Source organism: Georgenia sp. Z1344 (assembly GCF_049856295.1).
GTDB lineage: Bacteria > Actinomycetota > Actinomycetes > Actinomycetales > Actinomycetaceae > JB111.
The window spans coordinates 1-24,146 of the sequence record NZ_JBNDMZ010000002.1; the positions used below are offsets into that span (position 1 = coordinate 1).

Here is a 24,146-nt window from a genome sequence, read left to right on the forward strand (position 1 = left end):
GGCGGTTTCAAGTGGTTGTTGCAACGAGTAGGTCGTTGAGTCGTTTCGCTGGAGTCTGCCAGCCCAGTGTCATGCGTGGTCGTGTGTTGAGTTCGCGGGCGACGGCGTCGAGGTCGCGCTGGGCGTAGGTGCGGAAGTCGGTACTCGAGCGGGGAAAGTACTGCCGCAGCAGGCCGTTGGTGTTCTCGTTCGAGCCTCGCTGCCAGGGCGAGTGCGGGTCGCAGAAGAAGACCCGGCAGTCTGTCGCCAGCGTGAAGTGGGCGTGCTTGGCCATCTCAGCGCCCTGATCCCAGGTCAGAGTCGCGGCCAGCTCGGCCGGCAGGCGGCCCATCGTCTCGATCAGCACGTCGATCACCTGCTCGGAGACCCTGCTCTCCGGTAGAGCGCCGAGCATGACGTACCGCGTGGAACGCTCGACCAGGGTGATGATCGCCGACGCGCTACGCGCACCGATGATCAGGTCACCTTCCCAGTGCCCGGGCACGGCCCGGTCTTCGACCTCGGCCGGCCGGGTGCTGATGTTCAGGCCATGGGTCCAGGCCTTGCCCGAGTGTGCCGCCCGCGCGAGGCGGGACTGGGGGCGCCGCCTGGTCCGCCCGGTACGGAGTGCGACCTGGCGTGCGATCTCGCTGCGCAGCCCGCCACGAGCTTGGTAGTAGATCGCTTGGTAGATCGTCTCGTGGGACACCCATCGCTCCGGCCGGTCGGGATACTCCTGACGAAGCCAGTGTGCGATCTGCTGCGGAGACCACCGCTGTTCGAGCTTGTCCCGCACCAGGGGCCATAGCCGGCCGCGACCCGAGGTCACCCCGCGGCGGCGATCGCCGGTCAACTTGCCGGGCCTGGGCCTGCGGGCCCGCTTGTCGGCCCTGCGCTGCGCGTTCCGGCACGAGTACGCCCACCGGTAGGCGCCACCACGACCGGCGGGATTGGCCTGCCGGCGTCCCGCCGGGGAACGCGTCCCGGGTGTGTCCAGGTGAGCGCCCCGGTAGGAGTTATTGCGAGTGACCTCGCGCCACACCGTGGTCCGGTGACGACCGATCCGCTCAGCGATCTGCGGGAACGTCAATCGCTGACCGAACAGCGCCTCGATCTTCGCCCGCTCCTCAAGTGTCAATCTCTTCCCAGCCATCCGTACACCCTCCCAAGGCGCACGTTGCAACAACCGATTGAAACCGCCGATTGCGGTTGGGCCCCAACCGCAATCTCGACGAATCGGCCTGGTGCGTGCGCGTTCTCCGCGCGGGAAGGACGCGCACGGGTGGGCCGACGCCCCGGGCGAGGTCAGCCCTCGCGGACCGCCCAGACCGCGGTGTCGACCGGGACCGTCCCGTCCTCGCCCGCCCCCGGCTGCGAGGACAGGACCACCCGCCAGCCCTCGGGCAGACGGGCCGGAGCCCCGCCGGTGACGAGCACGACGAGGACTTCGGATCCGGAGGAAGGGCGGGAGATCAGTGCAAGGACGCCGTCGGCACCGAGCTCGCCGAGATCCTCGGCCGGTGCCACCGCGCCGTCGACTGCCGACACGCCGTTCGTGCCCACGTCGTCGCCGCGAACGATCGCGAGCGAGGCCCGGCCGAGGCCGAGCTCCCGGCGCAGGCGCAACGCCTCGCGGTACAGCTCGAGCGTCGACCCCGCCACGCCCTCCTGGCGATCGGCCGCGAGCTCGCCGAACGCCGCCGGCTGCGGGAGCCACGACCTCCCCGACGGCGAGAAGCCGTACGCCGGCGCGTCGGCCTCCCACGGCAGCGGCACGCGGCACCCGTCGCGCCCCGTCTCCTCGCCGCCCGTGCGGGCGAACGCCGGGTCCTGCCGCAGCTCGTCGGGCAGGCTCGTGTGCTCGGGCAGCCCGAGCTCCTCGCCCTGGTAGACGTACGCCGAACCGGGCAGCGCGAGCATGAGCGTCGAGACGGCGCGGGCCCGGCGCAGGCCGAGTGCGGCGTCCGGCTGCGGCTCGTCGGCGCCGATCCCGTTCGGGCCCTTCCCGGTGTCCGCGTGGGCCAGGCCGAGACGGCTGGCGTGCCGCACGACGTCGTGGTTGGACAGCACCCACGTGGACGGTGCTCCGACCAGGTCCGCCGCCGCGAGCGAGTCCCGGATCGCGTCCGCGTACAGGCCGGCGTCGTACCGGGTGGACAGGAAGTGGAAGTTGAACGCCTGGTGCATCTCGTCGGGGCGGACGTACCGGGCGAGCCGTTCGTCGTCGTCGACCCAGGCCTCGGCCACGAGGATCCGCGCGGGGGAGTACTCATCGAGGACGCGACGCCAGGACCGGTAGACCTCGTGGACGCCGTCCCGGTCCCACATCGGGGCGGGCGGCACGTCGGCGGGATCGACGTCGGACCCCGAGACCATCCGCAGGTGCCACGGCCAGTCGGGCAGGCCCTCCTGCTTGACGAGGCCGTGGGCGACGTCGACGCGGAAGCCGTCGACCCCGCGGTCGAGCCAGAACCGCAGGATCGACTCGAACTCCTCCCTGACCTCGGTGTTCTCCCAGTCGAGGTCGGGCTGGCTCGAGTCGAACAGGTGGAGGTACCAGTCGGGGTCGTCCGACCAGGCGGAGCCCGGCGCGTCCGCCCGGTCACGCACGCGGGTCCACGCGATCCCGCCGAACACCGAGGTCCAGTCGTTCGGCGGCAGCTCGCCGCCCTCGCCAGAACCCGGACGGAACAGGTACCGCGCCCGCTCCGGCGATCCGGGCCCGGCGGCGAGGGCCTCGCGGAACCAGACGTGCTGGTCGGAGGTGTGGTTGGGGACGAGATCGACGACCACCCGCAGCCCGAGCTCGTGGGCCCGCGCGACGAGCGCCTCGGCGTCGGCGAGCGTCCCGAGGAGCGGGTCGACGTCCCGGTAGTCGGCGACGTCGTACCCCGCGTCCTTCTGGGGCGAGCGGTAGAACGGGGAGAGCCACAGCGCGTCGACGCCGAGGTCGGCGAGGTGCCCCAGCCGCGCCGTGATGCCCGGCAGGTCGCCCACGCCGTCCCCGCTCGCGTCCGCGAACGAGCGCGGGTAGACCTGGTAGACGACGGCGTCGCGCCACCAGTCCTCGGCGGTCACTCGGCCGCCTCGAGCCGCGCCGCACCGGTCGAGCGGCGCACGACGAGCTCGGGCACGAAGGTCAGCTCGGCGGGGCTCGGCGAGCCGCCCCTGATCATGGCGACGAGGGTGGACACCGCGGCCTGGCACATCGCCGGCACGGGCTGACGGACGGTCGTCAGCGGCGGGTCGCTGAACGCCATGAGCGGCGAGTCGTCGTACCCGACGACCGAGACGTCCTCCGGGACGCCCAGGCCGGCCGCCCGGACCGCCCGCACGACGCCGAGCGCCATGAGGTCCGACGCGGTGACGATCCCGGTGCACCCTGCCTCGAGGAGCTCGAACCCGGCCGCCCGGCCGCCCTCCACCGTGAACAGGGTCGAGACCGTGGGTGGCTCGGCGTCCTCGAGGTAGCGCGACGTCGCGGCCCCGAACGCCTCGACCTTGCGGGCCACGGGCACGAACCGGGTGGGTCCGACGGCGAGTCCGATCCGGCGGTGCCCCTGCGCGGCCAGGTGGCGCACGGCGAGGTCCATCGCGTCGGCGTCGTCGGCGGCGAACGCGGGTGCGGCGATGTCCGGGTTCGTGCCGTTGACGAGGACGAACGGGATGCGACGGTCGATGAGCCGGTGGTAGCGCGACGGGTCCGCGGACGTGTCGGCGTGCAGGCCCGAGACGAAGATGATGCCGTCGACGTCGTGCTCGAGGAGCATCTCGACGTAGTCGTCCTCGGTGGTCCCGCCGGGGGACTGGGTGCACAGCAGCGGGGTGAGGTCCGAGCTGCTCAGCAGGGTCTCGATCTGCTGGGCGAACGCCGGGAAGATCGGGTTCGACAGCTCGGGGACGATGAGGCCGACGAGCCCGGCCGCACGCTGGCGCAGGCTCGAGGGCCGCTCGTACCCGAGCACGTCGAGCGCGGCGAGGACCTCGCGGCGGGTCGGCTCGGCCACCCCCGGGCGGCCGTTGAGCACCCGGGAGACGGTGGCGGTGGAGACCCCCGCCTGGTCGGCCAGGTCGGTCAGCCGGGTCCGCCCGCTCACGGTGCGTCCGTCGTCGTCGTGGAGAGAGTCGGTGGTCCCGGTACGTGGGTCCGCCGGCTGATGGGGAAGGGCATCGTGCGCTCCTCGTCGAGCGTCCCGCTCGCACGGTCGTGGTGGCTGTGGTGCAACAGCTCCGTCATGAGATCTGAAAGTTACTGCAAGTGCTTGCAGATTGCCAGTCGGCTGCGTACTGTCTGCCTCGTCCCGCGAGGTGCACAGCGATGAGCACGTCCGCGGGAACGTCCCCGTCACCTTCGAACACCTGGAGACACAGATGCGACGGAGCATCACCACCCTTGCCGCGACCGCAGCCGTGGCCCTCACCCTTGCCGCCTGCGGCGGGGGCGACGACGAGTCGAGCGACACCGAGGAGGAGACCTCCGAGGAGACCTCGGAGGAGACCGGCTCCGACGACGCCGAGTCCGGGTCGGACGAGGCCGAGTCCGGCGAGAGCGAGTCCGGCGCCGCTGGCGAGGACGAGGTCGCCGAGGCCGGCGCCGTCACCCCCAACGAGGAGGGCACCCTCGTGGTGTGGGTCGACGAGACCCGCCAGGCCGCCGTCGAGGAGGCTGCCGTGGCCTTCGAGGAGGAGACCGGCGTCGAGGTGCAGACCGTGCTGCGCAACTTCGAGGACATCCGCACCGACTTCGTCACCCAGGTCCCCACCGGGGAGGGCCCGGACATCACCGTCGGCGCGCACGACTGGCTCGGCGAGCTCACCGTCAACGGCGTCGTCGCCCCGCTCGAGCTGACCAACGCCGACGACTTCGAGCAGGTCGCGATCGACGCCGTCACCTACGACGGCCAGATCTACGGCCTGCCCTTCGCCATCGAGAACATCGCCCTCATCCGCAACACCGAGCTCGCCCCCGAGGCCCCGGCCACCTGGGACGACGCCCTGGCCGCCGGCGAGGAGGCGGGCACCGAGTTCCCGATCCTCATCCAGTCCGACGGCGAGAACGGCGACCCGTACACCTTCTACCCGCTGCAGACCTCCTTCGGTGCGCCGGTCTTCGTCACCGACGAGGAGGGTGCGTACACCGAGGAGCTGGGCCTGGGCGGCGAGGGTGGGGCGGCCTTCGCCCAGTGGCTGGCCGAGCAGGGCGAGAACGGCACCGGCGCCCTGGACACCAACATCACGTACGACATCGCGGTGGAGGCCTTCGCCAACGGCGAGTCGCCGTTCATCATCGGTGGCCCCTGGATGCTCGCCTCCTTCGAGGACATCGATGTCGCCATCGACCCGATCCCGGCGCCCGGCCCCGAGGCGGCGGTGCCCTTCGCCGGCGTGCAGGCCTTCTTCGTCAACGCGCAGTCGCCCGACGCGCTCATCGCCAACGACTTCCTCGTCAACTTCATGTCCACCGAGGAGGCGCAGACCTCGCTGTTCGAGACCGGCGACCGCGTCCCGGCGCTGACCGTGGCGGCCGACGCGGCCGCGGAGGACGAGATCGTGGCCGGCTTCCGCGAGGTCGGCGCCGAGGCCGCGCCGATGCCCGCGCTGCCCGCCATGGGTCAGGTCTGGCAGTTCTGGGGCGTGACCGAGGGCGGCATCATCTCCGGCGCCGAGGACGACCCGGCCGGTGCCTGGGAAGCCATGGTCGCCGACATCCAGGGCGCCATCGACGCCGGCTGACGTCCAGCCACCCGCCCGGGGCGGCCGCCTGCCGAGGCGGTCGCCCCGGGCCTCGCGCCCTCGACGGTCGGGCCCGCCGACCTCGGGGGAGCGCGAGCGGCAGGACCCGCAGCACCGCCGGCACACCCCGGTCCCGCAGGACCACCAGGTGCCGCAGCACATCCAACCCCGCAGGCCCCCCGCCGGGCGGTCGTGAGAGCACCCGATCCCACCCGGCGCCACACGACGACGTGCCACGTTCCGAGAAAGGACGTCCATGACCACGACCGACATGCCGCCGGCGACGCAGCCGCCGGCATCCAGCGGCGGCCGGACGCGCCCCGCCCGCGGGGGTGACGTCAACGGCTGGTTCTTCGTCAAGCTCGTGCTCGTCGCGCTGGTCGACGCCCTCGGCGTGACGATCCTCTTCCAGGCCTGGAACAACGACTCGTGGTGGCTCTTCGGCGGGACCCTCGTCATCCTCGCCGCCGTCAACTGGGTCTACTTCTCGCGGCGCACGGTGCCGATGAAGTACCTGCTGCCGGGCCTGATCTTCCTGGCCGTGTACCAGATCTTCACGATCGTCTACACGGGCTACGTCTCCTTCACCAACTACGGCGACGGCCACAACCTCACCAAGCCCGAGGCTGTCGAGCAGCTGCTCGCCCAGAACGAGCGCACGCTGCCCGACGCCACGCGCTACCCCGTCGTCGTCGTCGAGCGCGAGGGGGTCGACGGCGCCGAGCTCGGCCTGGCGATCCTCGACGAGTCCGACGGCACCGTGCGAGTCGGCTACGCCGAGGAGCCGCTCGTCGACGCGCCGGACGCGGTGGTCGAGGACGGCCGGATCACCTCCGTGCCGGACGTCACCGTGCTCCAGCAGGCCGACATCTACCAGCGTCCCCAGGAGGTCGCGGAGCTGCGGGTGCCCTTCTCCGAGGACCCCAACGACGGCTCCCTGCGCACCACCGACGGCCGCTCGGCCGCCCAGGCCACCTCCCGGCTCGTCTACGACGAGGACGCGGACGTGATGACGAACGTCGAGACCGGCGTCGAGTACCGGCCGAACGACCGCGGCAGCTTCGTCTCCGAGGACGGCGAGGCGCTCAACGTGGGCTGGCGGGTGTTCGTCGGGCCGGAGAACTACGTCGACGCCTTCGCCGACTCGCGCTACTCCGGCCCGCTGCTGCAGGTGCTCCTGTGGACGATGGCGTTCGCATTCCTCTCGGTCGTGACGACCTTCCTGCTGGGCCTGTTCCTCGCCGTCGTCTTCAACGACGCCCGGCTCAAGGGCCAGAAGATCTACCGGACCCTGCTCATCCTCCCGTACGCGTTCCCTGGGTTCCTTGCCGCCCTGCTGTGGGCGGGCCTGCTCAACGAGCGGTTCGGGTTCATCAACAACGTCGTGTTCTTCGGGGCCGACATCCCGTGGTTGACCGACCCGTGGCTGGCCAAGCTCTCCGTCCTGCTGGTCAACCTCTGGCTGGGCTTCCCCTACATGTTCCTCATCTGCACCTCGGCGCTGCAGTCGATCCCCGGAGACGTCAAGGAGGCCGCGCGCATCGACGGCGCCGGCGTGCTCCAGCAGTTCCGCTCGATCACGATGCCGCTGGTGCTGGTGGCCACCGCGCCGCTGCTCATCGCGTCCTTCGCCTTCAACTTCAACAACTTCAACCTCATCTACATGCTCACCGGCGGCGGGCCGCGGATGGACTCGGCCAGCGTCCCCGTCGGGCACACCGACATCCTCATCTCGATGGTCTACAACATCGCCGGCATCGACGGCAGCTCGCAGAAGGACTACGGGCTGGCCTCGGCGCTGTCGATCCTCATCTTCATCATCGTCGCCGCGGTCTCCGTCATCGGCTTCCGTCAGGCGCGCAAGCTGGAGGAGTACAACTGATGTCCGCCACCCCCTCCAGCCCCGCCGACGGCGCGGGCCGCGATGCCGCGACGACCACCGGCGCCGGCCGGGCCACCGACCGGAAGGGGCAGGAGCTCCCGCCCCAGCCGAGGATGGCGTTCGGCCGCTGGTTCGCCGAGCTGGGCATCCGCCACGTCATCGGGATCGTGTTCGTCATCTACGCCGCGTTCCCCATCGTCTACGTCATCTCGGCGTCGCTGGCCGGGCAGGGGGCCACGCTCACCGGGTCGAACTCGCTGTTCACGTCGTTCGACGTCGGCAGCTACTCCCAGCTCAGCGACACCACCCTGTACTGGACCTGGTTCCGCAACACCATGTTCATCGGGCTCTCGACGGCGATCGGCACCGTGGTCATGGCCGCTGCGGCCGCCTACGCCTTCTCCCGGTTCCGGTTCAAGGGGCACGCGTTCGGTCTCAACACGCTCCTCGTGCTGCAGATGTTCCCCCAGCTGCTCGCCTTCGTCGCGATCTTCCTGCTGCTGCTCTCGATCGGGGAGGTCGTGCCCTCGCTCGGGCTCAACTCCCGGATCGGACTCATCTGCGTCTACCTCGGCGGGGCCCTGGGGACGAACACCTTCCTCATGTACGGGTTCTTCAACACCGTGCCCAAGGAGCTCGACGAGGCCGCGAAGATCGACGGCGCCAGCCACGCCCGCATCTACTGGACGATCATCCTGCGCATGGTCGCGCCGGTGCTCGCGGTGGTCGGGCTGCTCTCCTTCGTCTCGACCTTCTCCGACTTCGTTATCGCTCGCGTGGTGCTGCAGTCCGAGCAGAACTGGACCCTGGCGCTCGGGCTGTACCAGATGGTCTCCTCGCTGACGAACCAGAACTGGGGCATGTTCGCCGCCGGCGCCGTCATCGCCGCGGTCCCGGTCCTGCTGCTGTTCCTCTTCCTCCAGCGCTACATCGTCGGCGGCCTCACGGCCGGTTCCGTCAAGGGGTAGCGCGGCGAGCGAGGTCGCAGACGATCAGGGCCGTAGCCGGGGGTCGTGCGTCGGGTCGAGGTACTGCGCCGGGCAGCCGTCGTCGATCGCCTCGGGGAGGTACTCGATGTGCCACGGCTCGTTCGCATAGGTCTGGCAGAGGCCGTAGGCGGCGCCCCGGTCGTGGTCGGCGAGCCAGAGATAGGCGGCCATGCCGCCGATGTCGACCGCGTTCCCGGAGACGTGCGCGGACGTGTCCGGGCCGGCGACCCATCGGGCGGCCTCCGCGCGCGACCCGTACTCGGCCACGGCGTCGTCGAGCAGCCGGGTCTGGATCTGGGCTGACCGCCACCCGCTCGTGACGACGATCGAGACGTCGTCACCCCGAGCGTCCTCCGTCGCCTCCTGCACGGCCGCCCGCAGCGCGGGGTCGAGGCGGCTGATTCCGGGGAGCTCCTCGTCGAACGCGGTCGTGCCGTCGGGGAGAACGCCGTGCGCCGAGTCGTCGACGTCGAACGGCGACGGCTGCCCGCCGACCAGCGGGGACGACGAGAGCAGCAGGGAGGCGACGACGCCGAGAGCACCGACGAGCAGCAGCGCCACGGCTCCGCCGCGGAGCAGCCGGGCATGAACTGGCGTGGTGTGATCGTTCATGCCCCCAGTGCAGGCGAGGGCGTGTTGCCGGGCCGTCTGCGTTTCTCGATACGTCGTCGATATCCGTCGGCGCGTAGCCTCCAGGCATGCGGGTGCTGGTGCTGGAGGACGAGCCGTTGCTGGCGGAGGCGGTCCGCGACGGGTTGCGCCTCGAGTCGATCGCCGCCGACATCGCGAACGACGGCCATGCCGCGCTGGACCTGCTGGGTGTCAACGAGTACGACCTGGCGATCCTCGACCGGGACGTCCCGGGAGCGTCGGGCGACGAGGTCGCCGAGCGGATCATCCGGTCCGGGGCGGACGTCCCGATCCTCATGCTCACGGCCGCGGACCGGATCGACGACAAGGCGTCGGGCTTCCGGCTGGGCGCGGACGACTATCTGACGAAACCGTTCGCGTTCGAGGAGCTCGTGCTGAGGATCCGGGCGCTCGACCGGCGGCGGGCGCGGAGGCGGCCACCGGTCCGGGAGCTGGCCGGCCTCACGGTCGACCCGTTCCGGCGTGAGGTGTACCGGGACGGTCGCTACATCGCTCTGACCAGGAAACAGTTCGCCGTGCTCGACGTCCTGGTCGCGGCGGACGGCGGGGTGGTCAGTGCCGAGGATCTGCTCGAGCGCGCGTGGGACCAGCACGCCGACCCGTTCACCAACGCGGTGCGGATCACGGTCTCGGGCCTGCGCAAGCGTCTCGGCGAACCATCGCCGATCCATACCGTGCCGGGCGTCGGTTACCGGATCGGCGCCATCCCGGACGGCCCGAGCTGAGGACCGGGGTGTGAGCTCACGCTGGAAGCTGACCCTCAGCTACGCCGGGTTCCTCATGGTGGCCGGCGTCCTGCTGCTCGCCGTCGTGTGGGTGTTCCTCCTGCGGTACGTCCCGGACTCGACGATCGACACCCGGGGCGGATTCGTCCCGAACCGGTCCGACCTGCTCGAGGCCTTCGTCCCCCCGACGGTCGTCGTGCTCGTCCTCCTCCTCACCCTGGGTCCGGCCGGGGGATGGCTGCTCGCCGGCCGCATGCTCTCGCCGCTCGAGCGGATCACGCGGGCCACGAGGATCGCGTCCACGGGCGCGCTCGACCACCGCGTCGACATGTCGGACCGGACCGACGAGTTCGGCGAGCTCGCTGACTCGTTCGACCACATGCTCGAACGGGTCGAGGCCCGGGTCGAGGAGCAGAGGCGCTTCGCCGCCAACGCCTCCCACGAGCTTCGTACCCCGCTCGCCGTCATGCAGACGATCATCGACGTCGCAGCGAAAGCACCCGACAAGAACCCCGCCGCCACACTTGCCCGGCTGAGGGCGACCAATGCGCGCGCCGTCGAGCTCGTCGAGGCTCTCCTCCTGCTCGACCGGTCCGGACACCCCCTCACCCGACATGAGGAGGTCGACCTCTCGCTGCTCCTCGACGAGGCCGTCGAGAGCCTGCTGCCCCTGGCGGAGCAGCACGGCGTGACGATCGAGATCGACGCGTCGCCGTCTCTCGCCGAGGGCTCCGAGCCGCTGCTGCGGCAGATGATGACGAACCTCCTGCACAACGCCGTGGTGCACAACGTCGCGGACGGAGGCCGCGTCTGGGCGACCACCGTGGGCGCCGCCGACCGCGCGACCGTGACGATCGCCAACACCGGGGGCGCGGTCGGTCCCGGGACCGTGCACCGACTCACCGAACCGTTCCTCAAGGGCGCGGGCCGGACCCGCCTGGACGAGCGCACCGGCAACGGCCTGGGTCTGTCGATCGTGGAACGGATCGTCGACGCGCACGCCGGCACGCTCGTCCTGGCCCCGCGAGCCGACGGCGGGCTCGAGGTGCGGACCGAGCTCCCGCCCGCGCGAGGGCGAGACGTGGTGCTCATGTGAGCGAAACCGGCGAGCGCGTTGCGCGCATGCGCGCTGTCTTGGCAGTCTGATCGGACCAGCGCACCGGTCGCCCGCAGGCGTCCCGCAGCGTGCGCACACCCCCGAGAACATGGGAGTTCCCGATGACTGACGGTCCGTTCCTGCTGGGCATCGACATGGGCACCGGCGGCGCCCGCGCCGGCATCTTCGACGCCGCCGGAGGCCTCAAGGGCGTCGCCTCCACCGAGTGGAAGACCTCGTTCCCGCGGCCCGGCCGCGCCGAGCAGGACCCCGACGCCTGGTGGTCGGCGATCGTCACGTCCGTGCGCGGCGCGCTCGAGCAGGCGAAGGTGCCGGCCGACGCGATCGCGGGCATCTCGGTGGATGCGACGAGCGCCACCGTCGTCGCCACGACCAAGGACGGCCAGCACCTGCGCCCGGCGCTGCTGTGGATGGACGTCCGCGCCGCCGACGAGTCCGAGGCGCTCGCCCGCGCCGAGGACCCGGCGCTCAAGTACTCCGGCCACGGCGCCGTATCCGCCGAGTGGGGCACGCCGAAGTCGATGTGGCTGAAGAAGAACGAGCCCGAGATCTTCGCGAAGGCCGACCTCCTCGTCGACTGCACCGACTGGCTCGTCCACCGGCTCACCGGCGAGTGGACGATGTCCCTCAACCACGCGGCCGGCAAGTACTTCTACGACACCTCCGTCGGCGGCTGGCCCACCTCGCTGTACGAGAAGGTCGGCGGCGCGGACATCCTCGAGAAGTTCCCCGAGCGCGTGCTCCCGGTCGGCACCACGGTGGGCGGGCTGCGCCCGCAGATCGCCGAGGAGCTGGGCCTCGCCGCCGGTACCCCGGTCGCCGAGGGTGCGATCGACGCCTACGCGGGAGCGATCGGGCTCGGCGTCGTCGAGCCCGGCAAGATGGCGCTCATCACCGGGTCGAGCCACGTGATGATCGGCCAGTCCCCGGTCCCGTTGCACGCCAAGGGCCTGTGGGGCTCGTACACCGACGCCGTCATCCCGGGCGAGTGGACGGTCGAGGCCGGGCAGGTCTCGACCGGCTCCGTCGTCGCGTGGTTCCGCGACCACCTCGCGCGCAGCGCGAACGAGCGCGCGGCGAAGGAGAACCGCCCGGCCTACGAGATCCTCGACGAGCTCGCCGCCGAGGTCCCGATCGGGTCCGACGGTCTCGTGCTCCTCGACCACTTCCAGGGCAACCGCTCGCCGTACTCCGACCCGCGCTCGCGCGGCGTCTTCTGGGGCCTCACGCTCGGCCACACCGAGGGCCACATGTTCCGCGCAATCCTCGAGGGCATCTGCTTCGGCACCGAGAATATCTTCCGCACGATGCGGGACAACGGCTTCCCGCCGAAGGAGGTCGTCGTCTCCGGCGGCCCGACGAAGAGCCGGTTCTGGATGCAGATGCACGCCGACGTCTCCAACCTCCCGATCACGTTCACCGACGTGAGCGAGGGCCCGCTGCTGGGCTCGGCGATGATGGCCGCCGTCGGCGCGGGCGTCCACGCCGACCTGCCCACGGCCGCACGGGAGATGGTGCGCACCGTCGAGGTCATCGAGCCCGACGCCGAGGCGCACGAGGCGTACCAGTACAACTTCGACGCATACGTCCAGACCTACGACGCGATGCGGGACCTGACCAACGCCATGTCCCGGCACGTCGACGAGGCCTGACCCGCCGGGTGGCGCGCCTCCCGGGAGGGGCGGCGCGCCACCCGCCGGCCGGGCGGTACGCGCCAGGAACCTGTCACGCGCAAGCAACCGACTCGCGCCTGGGACCGCCACGCACCACCGACCGCCACGCACTACACGGCGGCGCCGCACCCGCGGCCCCGCCCGAGCACCAGAAGGGATCACGAGCTCCACATGACCGAGAAGATGAAGGCCGTCCAGCTCCACGCCGTCGGGGACGTTCGGCTGGAGGAGGTCGAGAAGCCCACGCCGGGTCCCGGCGAGGCGCTGCTCAAGGTCGCCGCGTGCGGCGTGTGCGGGTCCGACCTGGACCGCATGTTCAAGAAGGGCGCGCACAAGCTCCCGCTCATCTGCGGTCACGAGTTCTCCGCCTGGGTCGAGGAGATCGGCGAGGGCGTCACCGAGGTGGCCGTCGGTGACCTCGTCACCGTCCCCCCGATGCTCCCGTGCTTCGAGTGCGGCCCCTGTGTGGCCGGGCACTACAGCCTGTGCGAGGACTACGACTACTACGGCTCCCGCCGCCACGGCGCCTACGCCGAGTACGTCGCCGGCCCGGCGAAGCTGCTCCTCAAGGTGCCCGCCGACCTCGACCCTCGGGCGGCCGCCATGGTCGACCCCTCGGCGATCGCCCTGCACGCCCTGCTGCGCACGAAGCTCGCCCCGGGCAAGCGCGTCGCGGTCGTCGGCGCGGGTGGCCCCATCGGCCTGTTCGCGATCCAGTGGGCGCGCCTCGGCGGCGCGCTCGACGTCCTCGCGGTCGACGTCTCGCCCGAGAAGGCGGAGCTGGCCCGCGAGGCGGGCGCCACCACCACCGCGACGACGCCGGAGGCGGCCGCCGAGGCGGCCGGGCTCGGCTACGACATCGTGGTCGAGTGCTCCGGCAACCCGATCGCCGAGAACCAGGCCGTCGGGCTCGCCGCCCGCCACGGCGAGGTCGTGCTCATCGGAATCCCCAACGCCGACGTGACGATCAGCGACAAGAACTGGGCCCGGATGATGCGGCTCGAGATCGACATCAAGGGCTCGTGGAACTCGTTCTCGGCGCCGTTTCCCGGCACCGAGTGGACGACCACGGTCGAGGCCATGCACCAGGGCCTGCTCAAGTGGGAGTTCATGATCACGCACGAGCTGCCGCTGGAGAAGGTGGGCGAGACGATCGAGGCGATGTACAAGCGCACGATCCACAGCTCGAAGGTCCTCTTCCTTCCCCACGGCGCCTGAGCCGGCAGGGACGACGCGGAGGTGACGGTGAGAACCGACCGGGACGGCGACCGTGCGCGGTGACGACGAGGAGCGCGACCTCCTCCTGCTGCGGGTGGCCACGCTCTACCACGAGCAGGAGCTGACGCAGCAGGAGGTGGCCGAGCGGCTGCACCTCACCCGCTGGCAGGTCGGCCGCCTCCTCCAGGAGGCGCGCCGCACCGGCATCGTCCGCATCGAGATCGTCCACCCCCGCGCGCGCTCGCACGCGCTGGAGGCCGAGCTCGTCGCCCGCACCGGCCTCACCGCGGCCGTCGTCGTCCCGGCCGAGCGCGAGCCGGTGGCCACCCGCCGCCGGGTCGCGGCGGCCGCCGGCGAGCTGCTCGCCGACCTCAAGGAGTCGCCGGCCACGCTGGCGGTCTCCTGGGGCCGCACGATGGTCGACCTCGTCGAGCAGATCCCGCCGTCCTGGGCGGACGGCACCGTGGTGGTGCAGGCGAACGCCGGCCTGCCCCTGCCCGGGGCGAGCAACCCCGGCCAGGTGGTCGCCGAGCTGGCCCGACAGGCGCGGGGCACCGCGGTCTTCCTCCAGGCCCCGGCGATCGTCGACTCGCCGGACCTGGCCGCCACGCTCATGAGCGACGGGTCGGTCCGCCGCGTCCTCGACCAGGCCCGCGAGGCGGACGCCCTGCTGTTCTCGCTCGGCGAGCCGGTCGGCACGTCGGTCCTCGTCGAGGCCGGCTACCTCAGCCACGCTGAGGTCGACCGCCTCGTCACCCGGGGCGCGGTCGGCGACGTCCTCGGCCGCTACATCGACGCGGAGGGGCGCCCGGCGGACCCCTCGATCGACGCGCGCACCGTGGGCCTCACGCTTGACGAGGTCCGCTCCGCGCGGCTGCCGATCGCCGTCGCCGCGGGCGTGGCGAAGACCCCGGCCGCGCTCGCCGCCGTCACCCACGGGCTGTGCGACATCCTCGTCACCGACGAGGAGCTCGCCGCCGGCCTGCTCGACTCACTCCCGGACACCCACGCACGACCACCCCGAACGACAAGGAGCACGTCATGACCGCTCGTACCCGCACCGAGGTCGCCCAGCTCGTCGACCACACCCTGCTCAAGCCGGAGTCCACGCCCGACGACGTCGCCGCCCTCGTGCGCGAGGCCGCCGAGCTCGGCGCCTACTCCGTGTGCGTCTCGCCCAACCTCGTCCCGCTCGACGTGCCCGAGAGCGTGAAGCTCGCCGTCGTGTGCGGCTTCCCGTCCGGTGCGCACGCCGCCGAGGTCAAGGCGGCGGAGGCCGCGCGCTCCGCGGCCGACGGGGTCGACGAGATCGACATGGTCATCAACCTGGCCCTCGCGCTGACCGGCCGCTACGACGAGACCGAGGCCGAGATCCGCGCCGTGCGCGACGCCGCCCCGGGCGTCGTCCTCAAGGTCATCATCGAGTCCGCCGCACTGACCGACGAGCAGATAGTCGCCGTGTGCGAGGCCGCCGAGCGCGCGGGCGCCGACTTCGTCAAGACCTCGACCGGGTTCCACAAGGCCGGCGGCGCCACGGTCGAGGCCGTCGCCCTCATGGCCCGGACCGTCGGCGGCCGCCTCGGCGTCAAGGCGTCGGGCGGCATCCGCGACACCGAGAAGGCCCTCGCGATGATCGAGGCCGGGGCCACCCGCCTCGGGCTGTCCGGCACGGCCGCCGTCCTCGACGGCCTCGCAGGCTGACGTCCGCCCCCTGACGTCCATCCCCTGACGGGCTGAGCCCCGTCCCCCGACGGGCTGTCCGGCTGCTGCGTGAGGCGCGGCGGCCGGACGGCCTTCCCACGGACGGCGCGCGACGTCGTCGATACCCACCGGCCGCACCGGCCACCGCGAGAGGATGTGCGCATGCTGGCGTACGAGCACCAGGCCGACGGCGCGATGGCTCTCGTCGAGCGGCCCGTCCCGGTCGCGGCCGAGGGCGAGGTGACGATCGACGTCGCCGCCACCGGCGTGTGCGGGACCGACCTCAAGATCGCCCGCGGCGAGCACCGCATGTACCCCGCGGGGACCGTGCGCGTGCCTGGCCACGAGGTCGTCGGCCACGTCCGGGAGAACCGGTCGGAGGACCCGCGGCTCGCTCCCGGCACGCTCGTCGCCCTCGCGCCCAACGTCGGGTGCGGCACCTGCCACGCCTGCACGGCCGGCCGCAGCAACCTGTGCACCGACTACGCCGGCGTCGGCCTCACCTTCGACGGCGGGTTCGCCGAGGTCGTGCGCGTGCCGGCGCGGGGCGTGGCGGCCGGCAACGTCCTGCCCGTCGCCGACGGGCTCGAGGCGCTCGACGTCGTCATGACCGAGCCGGTGGCGGCGGTCGTGCGGGGCCTGCGCCCCCTCGACCCCGGGCCGGGCGACACCGTGCTCGTCTGCGGCGCGGGCCCGATCGGCCTCACCGCCCTCCTCCTCGCGCGGATGCGCGGGGTCGACCAGGTGATCGTCAGCCAGACCTCCGCGCCGCGGCGCGAGCTCGCCGCCCGGCTCGGCGCGGACCACACGATCAACCCTCGGGCCGAGGACCTCACCGATCGGGTCCTGGAGCTGACGAACGGGCGCGGGGCGGACTGCGTCGTCGTCGCCACGCCGGTGGCCGCCGTGTTCGCCGACGCCCTGCGCGCCGCCGCCCTCGGCGGGCGGGTCAACTTCTTCGCCGGCCTGCCCTCGGGGAAGGGGGAGATCCCCCTCGACGCCAACCTCGTCCACTACCGCGAGCTCATGGTCACCGGCTCCACCGCGAACACCCCCGAGGACAACGCGGAGGCCCTCGCGATCGTCTCCTCCGACCCGCAGCGCTTCCGCCGCCTCGTCACCGACCGGGTCCCGCTCGCCGACGCCCCGGCGGGGTTTGCCCGCGCCGCCGCGGGGGAGACCCTCAAACTCGTCCTCGAGCCGTAGCGCGCGACAATGACCGCATGATCGAGATCCTCAGTCCGGCCGAGATCGCCCGCGGGCGGATCACCGGGGCCGTCGTCGCCAACATCCTCGCCACCGTCCGTGAGCAGACGGTCCCGGGGACGAACCTCCTCGAGATCGACGGCTGGGCCCGCGAGCTGATCGAGCGGGCCGGTGCCACGTCCTGCTACGTCGACTACGCGCCGTCGTTCGGGCGCGGCCCGTTCGGGCACCACATCTGCACCGCCGTCAACGACGCCGTGCTGCACGGGCTGCCGCACGACGCCGAGCTGGCCGAGGGCGACCTTCTCACCCTCGACCTCGCGGTGGCCAAGGACGGCGTCGCCGCCGACGCGGCGATCAGCTTCGTGGTCGGCGAGGTGGCGCACGAGGAGAGCGACCGCCTCATCGACGCCACCCGCCGCGCGCTCGACGCCGGCATCGCGGCGGCCGGCCCCGGCGCGCGCATCGGCGACCTCTCCCACGCGATCGGCACCGTGCTCTCGGACGCCGGCTACCCGGTCAACACCCAGTTCGGCGGCCACGGCATCGGCTCGACCATGCACCAGGACCCGCACGTGCCGAACACCGGCCGCCCGGGCAGGGGCTTCCCGCTCCGTCCCGGTCTCATGCTCGCGATCGAGCCGTGGGTCATGGTGGACACCGACGAGCTGACGATGGACGAGGACGGCTGGACCCTGCGCAGCGCGACCGGCTGTCGCACCGCCCACACCGAGCACACGATCGCCGTCACCGAGGACGGCGTCCAGATCCTCACCCTGCCCTGAGGGCGGGGCCACGACCCTGCACGACGCCGGAGGGCGGGTTCCGTACGGAACCCGCCCTCCGGCGTCGTGCCGCTTCCGTCAGAGCGTGTCGACGACGTCCGCGATCGCCCCGAGCAGGACCGACACCGAGATCGCGCCGGGGTCGGGATGACCGACGCTGCGCTCCCCGAGCGAGCGCGACTTGCCGAACCCGGAGACGAGCTCGGCCGAGCGCTCGACGCCATCGGCCGACGCGACCGCCGCCGCGCGTGCCGTGGCGGCGAGGCCCTGGCCCACGGCGGCTCGGGCGGCCTCCGCGGCAGGGACGAGCGCGTCGAGCATCGTCTTCTGCCCGACCTCGGCCTTGCCGCGCCGCATGACCTGCTCGGCGCCGGCCTCGAGCGCGGTCGCGAACCCGTCGGCGTCGAGCGTGTCCCCGGTCAGCACCTTGGCGGGTGCCCGGAACATCGTGCCGAAGATGGCGCCCGAGGCACCGCCGCTCGTCGCGAGGACCGCGGAGCCCACGGCCTTGAACGCCTCCCCGGGCGTCGCGGGCGACGCCTCGGCGAGGGCCTCCTTCGCGGCGGTGAACCCGCGGGCCATGCCGACGCCGTGGTCGCCGTCGCCGATGGCCTGGTCGGCGCGGGTGAGCCGCTCCTTGGCGGCGACGATCGCGTCGCACGCCGCGGTGAGCGCGGTGGCGGTCTGGGCCGCCGTCAGCTGGTCCGCCATCGCTCAGGCCTGCGAGTAGGGCAGCGAGCGGCAGGGGGCGGCCAGGAGTCGCTCGAGGTCGTCGTCGAGCCGGAGCAGGGTGAGGGAGAAGCCCGCCATCTCCTGGGACGTGAAGTACGAGCCGACGTCGGTGCGCACCACCTCGATGCCCCGGGCCTCGAGCAGCTCGCGGGCCTTGCGGTTGACGACGAACAGCTCCATGAGCGTGGTGGCGCCGAGGTTGTTGACGAGCAGGGCGACCCGGTCGCCGGAGGAGTAGGGCAGGTCGGCGATCAGCTTGTCGACCATCTTCTCGGTCAGCTCGTCGGCGGTCATCATCGCGGAGCGCTCGACGCCCATCTCGCCGTGCATGCCCAGGCCGATCTCGATCTCGTCGTCGCCGAGCTCGAACGTCGGCTCGCCGGTCTCCGGGAGGGAGCCCGCGCGGACCGCGACGCCGAGCGTGCGGGTGGCCTGCTGCGCCTTGACGATCAGCGCCTCGGCCTCCTCCAGGGAGCCCGCCTCGGCGCACGCCGCGCCGGCGATCTTGACGACGTAGAAGGCGCCGCCGATGCCGCGTCGGGTGTCCGGGTCGTCGGTCGCGACGTCGTCGTTGACGAGCACGGTGCGGGTGGCGATGTCGTCGTCGTCCTCCGCGAGCTCGGCGCCCATGTCGAAGTTGAGGACGTCGCCCGCGTAGTTCCCGTAGAGGAGGATGACGCCCTTGCCCTGGTCGGCGGCGACGATCGCCTCCTGGACGTGCTGCGGCGCCGGGGCGGCGAACACGTTGCCGGCCACGCTCGCGTCGGCGAGGCCCTGGCCGACGTAGGCCGTGTACATGGGCTCGTGGCCGGAGCCGCCGCCGACGACGAGACCGACCTTGCCGGCCTCGATCGAGTCGCGGACGAGCACGCGCGAGCCCGGCGCGCGCGTGAGGGAGCCGTGCGAGGCCAGTACGAGACCGTCGAGCACCTCGTCGACGAGGTGCTCGGGGTCGTTGATGATCTTCTTCGCCTTGGACATGACGTACCTCGTGGGTCTCGGGCGGTGGGCCCGGCGGCGGGGGAGTCGGTGGTCCCGGGCCGCGTGCTCACCGCGATGTGAGAAGTTCTCAGCGTCGAGCGCTGCAGTCTCATCCTAGGCGCGGGCCGCCGGGGTGCGAAGGCCGGGTCCGCGCCGCCGCGGACAGATGCTCATGTGAGCGCAGCGGAACCTGTGTCGGTGCCCGCCGAGGAGATGCGGTGGTGTCGAGGAGGTCCGGGGCCCGGCTGCGCAGGGGCGCGTCCGGCTCAGGTGATCCGGAGGAGCGCGGCGGTGCCCGGCTCGAGCACCGTCGCACCGTCCTCCTCGAGCACGCCGGCGGAGGAGTGGGTGACGAGCGCGTTCAGCGGCACCGCCACCGGGTCCGGGCCGAGCGTGAGGACGAGGTGACGGGTGTCGAGGGCGAGCACGAGCGCGTCGACGTCGACGTCGAGCACGCCCAGGTAGCCGGAGGCCGTGCCGAGCTCGCGGCGCAGGCGCAGCCACGCCCGCAGCCGTTCGTAGGGGGAGTCGTCCCGGTGGCGGTCGGGGGCCAGGGCCGCGACGAGGGCGGCGAGGGAGCCGGTGGCGGCGTCGTCGTCGGAGTGGGTGCCGCTCGTGCCCCCGCCGGTGGCGCCGGCCTCGGGGGCGATCTGGCCGCCGAGCTCGATCCCCTGCCGGAGATAGACCGCGCCGGGCAGCATGATCGACAGCGCCGTCATCGCGCGCACCCGTCGGGCGTTCTCCTCGGGGGAGGGGCGGTGCGCCCAGGTCGGCGTCGGGACCGGGTGCCGGCCGGTCGCGAGGGCCCAGGCAGGGCGGGCGCCGAGGGGCTCGTGGACGCCGAAGACCTGGGCGAGGGTCTCACCCACGGCGGGTGCGTCCCAGCTGGTGCGGGCGAGGCGGTCGTCGCGGGTGGCGTGCAGCCAGTCCTCGTGGAGCACCTCGGTGTAGGCCGCGAGGTCGAGCCCGCGCACGGCACCGGTGAGCGCCGCCTCGGCGTCGGGGCGGTCCCCGGAACCGCGCTCGGCGAGGCGCGCCTGCAGGGCGCCGGGGTCCGCGCCACGGGGGTGGCGCACGAGGGTCGGCGTCGTCGTGCCCGGCGCGGCGGCGTCGGCCTGATCGAGGCCGAGCGCTCCGGGGTCGCTCGTGCCCCGGGCGATGCCCAGGTCGATCCCGTCCACCCCGAGGGCGAGCCAGCGGCCCACGCGGGACAGGTGCGCGGCGTCGGTGTCGGACGGGTGGATCGGGAGCACCGAGGCGACGACCCGGAGCGCCCGCCGATGGGCCCTGCGGACGACGGCGCCGACGGCGTCGGCCACCTGGCGATGACGCGGGTCGAGCTCCGGTGCCGTCAGCAGGAGCGTGTCGCACCCGAGCGAGGCGACGTGCGGGACGTGGGCGGCGACGTCGTCGATCGCGGCCACCGTGCGCAGCTCGGCGGTCTCGTAGACCGCGGCCGTCGACCACCACGGCATCGGGGTCTTCGGCCGGCGGTGGAGCATCCGCGTGGCGCGCGACCCGGTGGTGGCGGCGTCGGTCGTGATCGTCGCGAGGGGCATCGCCGACCATTGTGGCCCCGGTCTCGTTCGTGACCAAGCGCCGCCGCTCGGATGTGCGAGAGTCCGGCGCCCGCGTCAGGTTCACCGGGTGGCTCCCTGACGTTCAGCGGGCGGTGGTTGCCTCGGCGCAGGAGCGCCGCCGGCGTTCCCAACCCCTGATCGAGACACTCAAGGAGAGTCGTGCACGCACGAGCTCGACGAACGGCGGCCGTCGCCGCCACCGCCCTGCTGACCACCATGCTCGCCGGGGCCGTCGTGCCCCCGGCGATGTCGGAGCCCGCCCCCGACACCCCACCCACGCCGGAGGCCGAGCCGGCCACCGAGGGTGACGCGGCGCCCGAGGAGGACGCCGTCCCCGACGGCTCCCGCTGGACCCTGGCCACCCTGCCCGACACGCAGTTCTACTCCCGGTACGGCGCCAGCCAGTTCGAGCCCCGCTACGGGACCAACCCGTACCAGGCGCAGGCCGAGTGGCTCGCCGAGGTGCACGACGAGCTCAACATCCCGTTCGTCACCCACCTCGGCGACCTGGTCGACCGCGCCGGCGTCGAGGCCGAGTGGGAGATCGCCGACGCCGCCCACCAGGTGCTCGAGGACGCGGGACTGCCGTACTCGGTCCTGCCCGGCAACCACGACCTGCTCAACAGCTCGGCGAACGACACCGAGCTCGCCGACGACGAGCCGTTCCTGCGCTGGTTCTCCCCCGAGCGCTCGGCGGCGCAGTCGCCGGACTCGGGGCGCGACCCGTCGGGCTTCAGCGAGTACCACGTGTTCGAGGCCGAGGGCCAGGAGTACCTCGTGCTCGCGCTCGCCTGGCGGACGTCGGACGAGACCCTGGCCTGGGCCGACCAGGTCATGGCCGACCACCCGACCCTGCCGACGATCCTCACCTCGCACGAGATCCTCGGCGTCGACTCCGACGGCGTCACCGCCGTCACGGGTGGCAACGGCGAGCGGCTGTGGGAGGGCCTGATCCGGGACAACGACCAGATCTTCCTCACGCTCTCGGGCCACAACCACGGCTCGGCGCACCGGGTCGTGCAGAACGACGCCGGCAACGACGTCATCCAGATCCTGCAGGACTGGCAGATGGCCTACGAGGGTGGCAACGGCTACCTCGGCCTGCTCGAGTTCAACCTCGAGAACGACTCGATCGACGTGCTCGCGCCGTCGCCGTGGGTGGTCGGTAAGGACGCAGCCGACCTCACCGTCCACGACCGACCGCTGCTCGACGCGCCGAACGAGGAGTTCAGCGTCGACATCGACTTCGACGAGCGCTTCGCCGGTTTCAACGCCGAGTGGGAGCCCGGCGACGGCCAGGAGACCTCCCTGCGCGAGCGCGCCCGCGCCCTCATCCTCGACGGCTTCGAGGGCGTCCCCGCCGTCGACCGCGCGGAGCCGGGTTCCACCGAGGACTACGTGCGCGTGGACGGGACGCTCGCCCACTGGCGACCGAACCTCGTCGACGCCGCGATCGGGGACGTCCTGCCCGAGGGGACGGAGCTTCCCGACGTCGTGCTCGAGGAGCAGGCGATGGCGCGCGGCCCGGTCGACACCTCGCCGACCGCCCAGGAGGAGGACGTGCGGCTGTGCGAGGCGCACGCCTTCTCGTCGTCCGACGCCGGCATCTGCTTCGACAACTCGTCCAACGCGGACAACCGGTTCAGCTACTTCACCACCGAGCACGGCGTCCCGGTGACGAACGCGACCTTCGAGAACGGCTACACGATCGAGGCGTTCGTCAACATCGCCGAGGACTGGACGGCCGAGGACAACGCGTGGACCCGCGCGCTCGCCCGCTCCGGCAACCGGTCCCGCATCCCGGGCATGGCGCAGATCTGGGACTACACCCACTCGCCCGCGTCGATCGGGTTCTCCAACCTCCGGGAGTTCCAGTGGTCGGTCGTCCCCGGCGACCCGACGACCGGTGACCGCAGCGCCTGGTCCGGCGAGATCACGTCCGACGACTGGTACCACCTCGCGATGGTCAACGACCCCGCCGACGGCTCGGTGACGATGTACGTCGACGGCATGCCGATCCTGCGCAACATCAGCGACGGCAACGGGATGTCCTTCGAGGAGGGCTACCCCTGGATGATCGGCGCCGCCATGACGGACGACGCGATCGGCTCCGGCTGGCACGGCGGTGTCGGCGAGGTCCGCGTCATCGACCGCGCCACCGAGCCGGGGGAGTGGCTCATCGACCGGCCCGACGTCGAGGCCTTCGAGATCGAGAACGGCGAGCTCGAGGTCGGGCCGGACGGATCGGTCCCGGCGCTCACCGGCACCGGCGCGTCCGGCGCGACCGTGGTGCTGGACGGTGCGCTCACCGGCGAGGCCGTCGTGGCCGAGGACGGGACCTGGTCGGTCGAGCCGACACTCGTCGACGAGGCAGCGGGCACCCGCGAGTTCGCCGTCTCGCACGGCTTCGGTGAGCGTCGCTCCGGCGACCAGCTCGGTCAGATCACGGTGCCCGACGACGAGGAGCCGCCGGTGGATCCGGGTGAGCCGGTTCCGCCGACGCCGGGTCGTGGGTTCTACCTCAACGACGGCTGGGACGCCTGGGCGGACCACGAGTTCTCCTTCGGTCGCCCGGGTGACGAGGTCCTCGTGGGTGACTGGGACGGCGACGGGTCCGACACGCTCGCGGTGCGTCGTGGGAACGCCTACTTCCTGTCCAACTCCCTGTACGGGGGCGACGCGGATGTCGAGCTGACCTTCGGCCGCTCCGGCGACACCGTGCTCGTGGGTGACTGGGACGGCGACGGCGTGGACTCCTTCGCGGTGCGTCGTGGGAACTCCTACTTCCTCACCAACGAGCTGGTCGGTGGGGACGCGGAGACCGAGCTGGACTACGGCCGTGCGAACGACCAGGTCCTCGTGGGCGACTACGACGGCAACGGCACCGACACCTTTGCCGTGCGTCGTGGGGCCCGCTACTTCGTGTCGAACTCGCTCAGCTCCGGCTGGGCGGACGAGGAGTTCACCTACGGCCGCTCGGCCGACCAGGTGCTCGTGGGTGACTGGGACGGCGACGGCAGCGACACGTTCGCCTCGCGTCGCGGGAACCTGTACCTGATGTCGAACACCCTGACCGGTGGTTGGGCGGACCGCGAGGTCCGCTACGGCCGCTCGGGCGACGAGGTGTTCGTCGGCGACTGGAACGCCGACGGCTCCGACACCCTGGGTATCCGCCGCTGACCGCCGTTTGCTCG

At 72.2% G+C, this 24,146-nt stretch carries 19 protein-coding genes; 12 read left to right on the forward strand and 7 right to left on the reverse strand.

The features are described from left to right. Positions 1-7: 7 nt before the first annotated feature. From ACPYO6_RS01875 to ACPYO6_RS01885, 3 genes are all read right to left on the reverse strand, one after another. The gene (locus ACPYO6_RS01875) at positions 8-1,132 is read right to left on the reverse strand and encodes an IS30 family transposase (protein WP_425713196.1); all 1,125 of its coding nucleotides are present in this window, start codon (positions 1,130-1,132) and stop codon (positions 8-10) included. Positions 1,133-1,284: 152 nt separating this feature from the next. Then, the gene (locus ACPYO6_RS01880; RefSeq protein WP_425713197.1) at positions 1,285-3,057 is read right to left on the reverse strand and encodes a glycoside hydrolase family 13 protein; all 1,773 of its coding nucleotides are present in this window, start codon (positions 3,055-3,057) and stop codon (positions 1,285-1,287) included. Further along, the gene (locus tag ACPYO6_RS01885; RefSeq protein ID WP_425713198.1) at positions 3,054-4,076 is read right to left on the reverse strand and encodes a LacI family DNA-binding transcriptional regulator; all 1,023 of its coding nucleotides are present in this window, start codon (positions 4,074-4,076) and stop codon (positions 3,054-3,056) included. Before ACPYO6_RS01885 ends, ACPYO6_RS01880 begins: the two co-directional genes overlap by 4 nt. 274 nt (positions 4,077-4,350) lie before the next feature. Here ACPYO6_RS01885 and ACPYO6_RS01890 point away from each other — a divergent pair, with 274 nt between their 5' ends. The 3 genes from ACPYO6_RS01890 to ACPYO6_RS01900 all read left to right on the forward strand — a co-directional run bounded on the left by ACPYO6_RS01890 (position 4,351) and on the right by ACPYO6_RS01900 (position 8,562). Then, on the forward strand, positions 4,351-5,712 hold the full coding sequence (locus tag ACPYO6_RS01890; RefSeq protein ID WP_425713199.1) for a sugar ABC transporter substrate-binding protein: 1,362 nt from the start codon (positions 4,351-4,353) through the stop codon (positions 5,710-5,712). A gap of 256 nt (positions 5,713-5,968) precedes the next feature. After that, positions 5,969-7,594 carry an ABC transporter permease subunit gene (locus ACPYO6_RS01895; RefSeq protein ID WP_425713200.1) on the forward strand — a complete coding sequence of 542 codons (1,626 nt, stop codon included), beginning with the start codon at positions 5,969-5,971 and terminating at the stop codon, positions 7,592-7,594. Further along, complete coding sequence (locus ACPYO6_RS01900) at positions 7,594-8,562, forward strand: sugar ABC transporter permease (RefSeq protein ID WP_425713201.1); 969 nt, start codon at positions 7,594-7,596, stop codon at positions 8,560-8,562. Before ACPYO6_RS01895 ends, ACPYO6_RS01900 begins: the two co-directional genes overlap by 1 nt. Positions 8,563-8,586: 24 nt before the next feature. Here ACPYO6_RS01900 and ACPYO6_RS01905 read toward each other — a convergent pair whose 3' ends face one another. Then, entirely contained in the window at positions 8,587-9,195 is a 609-nt protein-coding gene (locus ACPYO6_RS01905) for a M15 family metallopeptidase (RefSeq protein WP_425713202.1), read from the reverse strand. An 86-nt stretch (positions 9,196-9,281) separates the two neighbouring features. Between ACPYO6_RS01905 and ACPYO6_RS01910 the strand changes: the two genes are divergently transcribed. The 8 genes from ACPYO6_RS01910 to map all read left to right on the forward strand — a co-directional run bounded on the left by ACPYO6_RS01910 (position 9,282) and on the right by map (position 17,659). Beyond that, complete coding sequence (locus tag ACPYO6_RS01910; RefSeq protein WP_425713203.1) at positions 9,282-9,959, forward strand: response regulator transcription factor; 678 nt, start codon at positions 9,282-9,284, stop codon at positions 9,957-9,959. A gap of 10 nt (positions 9,960-9,969) precedes the next feature. Then, positions 9,970-11,055: a sensor histidine kinase gene (locus ACPYO6_RS01915; RefSeq protein WP_425713204.1), complete on the forward strand. Its 1,086-nt coding sequence runs from the start codon at positions 9,970-9,972 to the stop codon at positions 11,053-11,055. A gap of 122 nt (positions 11,056-11,177) precedes the next feature. Further along, on the forward strand, positions 11,178-12,728 hold the full coding sequence (locus tag ACPYO6_RS01920) for an FGGY-family carbohydrate kinase (RefSeq protein WP_425713205.1): 1,551 nt from the start codon (positions 11,178-11,180) through the stop codon (positions 12,726-12,728). A gap of 192 nt (positions 12,729-12,920) precedes the next feature. Then, positions 12,921-13,967, forward strand: a complete 1,047-nt coding sequence (locus tag ACPYO6_RS01925) for a galactitol-1-phosphate 5-dehydrogenase (protein WP_425713206.1) — start codon at positions 12,921-12,923, stop codon at positions 13,965-13,967. A gap of 52 nt (positions 13,968-14,019) precedes the next feature. After that, positions 14,020-15,012 (forward strand): sugar-binding transcriptional regulator, encoded by a 993-nt coding sequence (locus ACPYO6_RS01930; protein WP_425713207.1) that lies wholly within the window; start codon positions 14,020-14,022, stop codon positions 15,010-15,012. Then, positions 15,009-15,668 carry a deoxyribose-phosphate aldolase gene (gene deoC / locus ACPYO6_RS01935; protein ID WP_425713208.1) on the forward strand — a complete coding sequence of 220 codons (660 nt, stop codon included), beginning with the start codon at positions 15,009-15,011 and terminating at the stop codon, positions 15,666-15,668. The genes ACPYO6_RS01930 and deoC overlap by 4 nt, the downstream gene beginning before the upstream one ends. 162 nt (positions 15,669-15,830) lie before the next feature. Then, entirely contained in the window at positions 15,831-16,874 is a 1,044-nt protein-coding gene (locus ACPYO6_RS01940) for a zinc-binding dehydrogenase (RefSeq protein ID WP_425713209.1), read from the forward strand. A gap of 17 nt (positions 16,875-16,891) precedes the next feature. Beyond that, complete coding sequence (gene map / locus ACPYO6_RS01945; RefSeq protein WP_425713210.1) at positions 16,892-17,659, forward strand: type I methionyl aminopeptidase; 768 nt, start codon at positions 16,892-16,894, stop codon at positions 17,657-17,659. A 78-nt stretch (positions 17,660-17,737) separates the two neighbouring features. Here the strand turns inward: map and dhaL are convergent, their stop codons facing one another. From dhaL to ACPYO6_RS01960, 3 genes are all read right to left on the reverse strand, one after another. After that, complete coding sequence (gene dhaL, locus ACPYO6_RS01950) at positions 17,738-18,370, reverse strand: dihydroxyacetone kinase subunit DhaL (protein WP_425713211.1); 633 nt, start codon at positions 18,368-18,370, stop codon at positions 17,738-17,740. A 3-nt stretch (positions 18,371-18,373) separates the two neighbouring features. Further along, entirely contained in the window at positions 18,374-19,372 is a 999-nt protein-coding gene (locus ACPYO6_RS01955; RefSeq protein ID WP_425713212.1) for a dihydroxyacetone kinase subunit DhaK, read from the reverse strand. A 266-nt stretch (positions 19,373-19,638) separates the two neighbouring features. Beyond that, entirely contained in the window at positions 19,639-20,931 is a 1,293-nt protein-coding gene (locus tag ACPYO6_RS01960) for a hypothetical protein (RefSeq protein ID WP_425713213.1), read from the reverse strand. Between the two features lie 180 nt (positions 20,932-21,111). Between ACPYO6_RS01960 and ACPYO6_RS01965 the strand changes: the two genes are divergently transcribed. Beyond that, entirely contained in the window at positions 21,112-24,132 is a 3,021-nt protein-coding gene (locus ACPYO6_RS01965) for a metallophosphoesterase (protein WP_425713214.1), read from the forward strand. Positions 24,133-24,146: the final 14 nt, after the last annotated feature.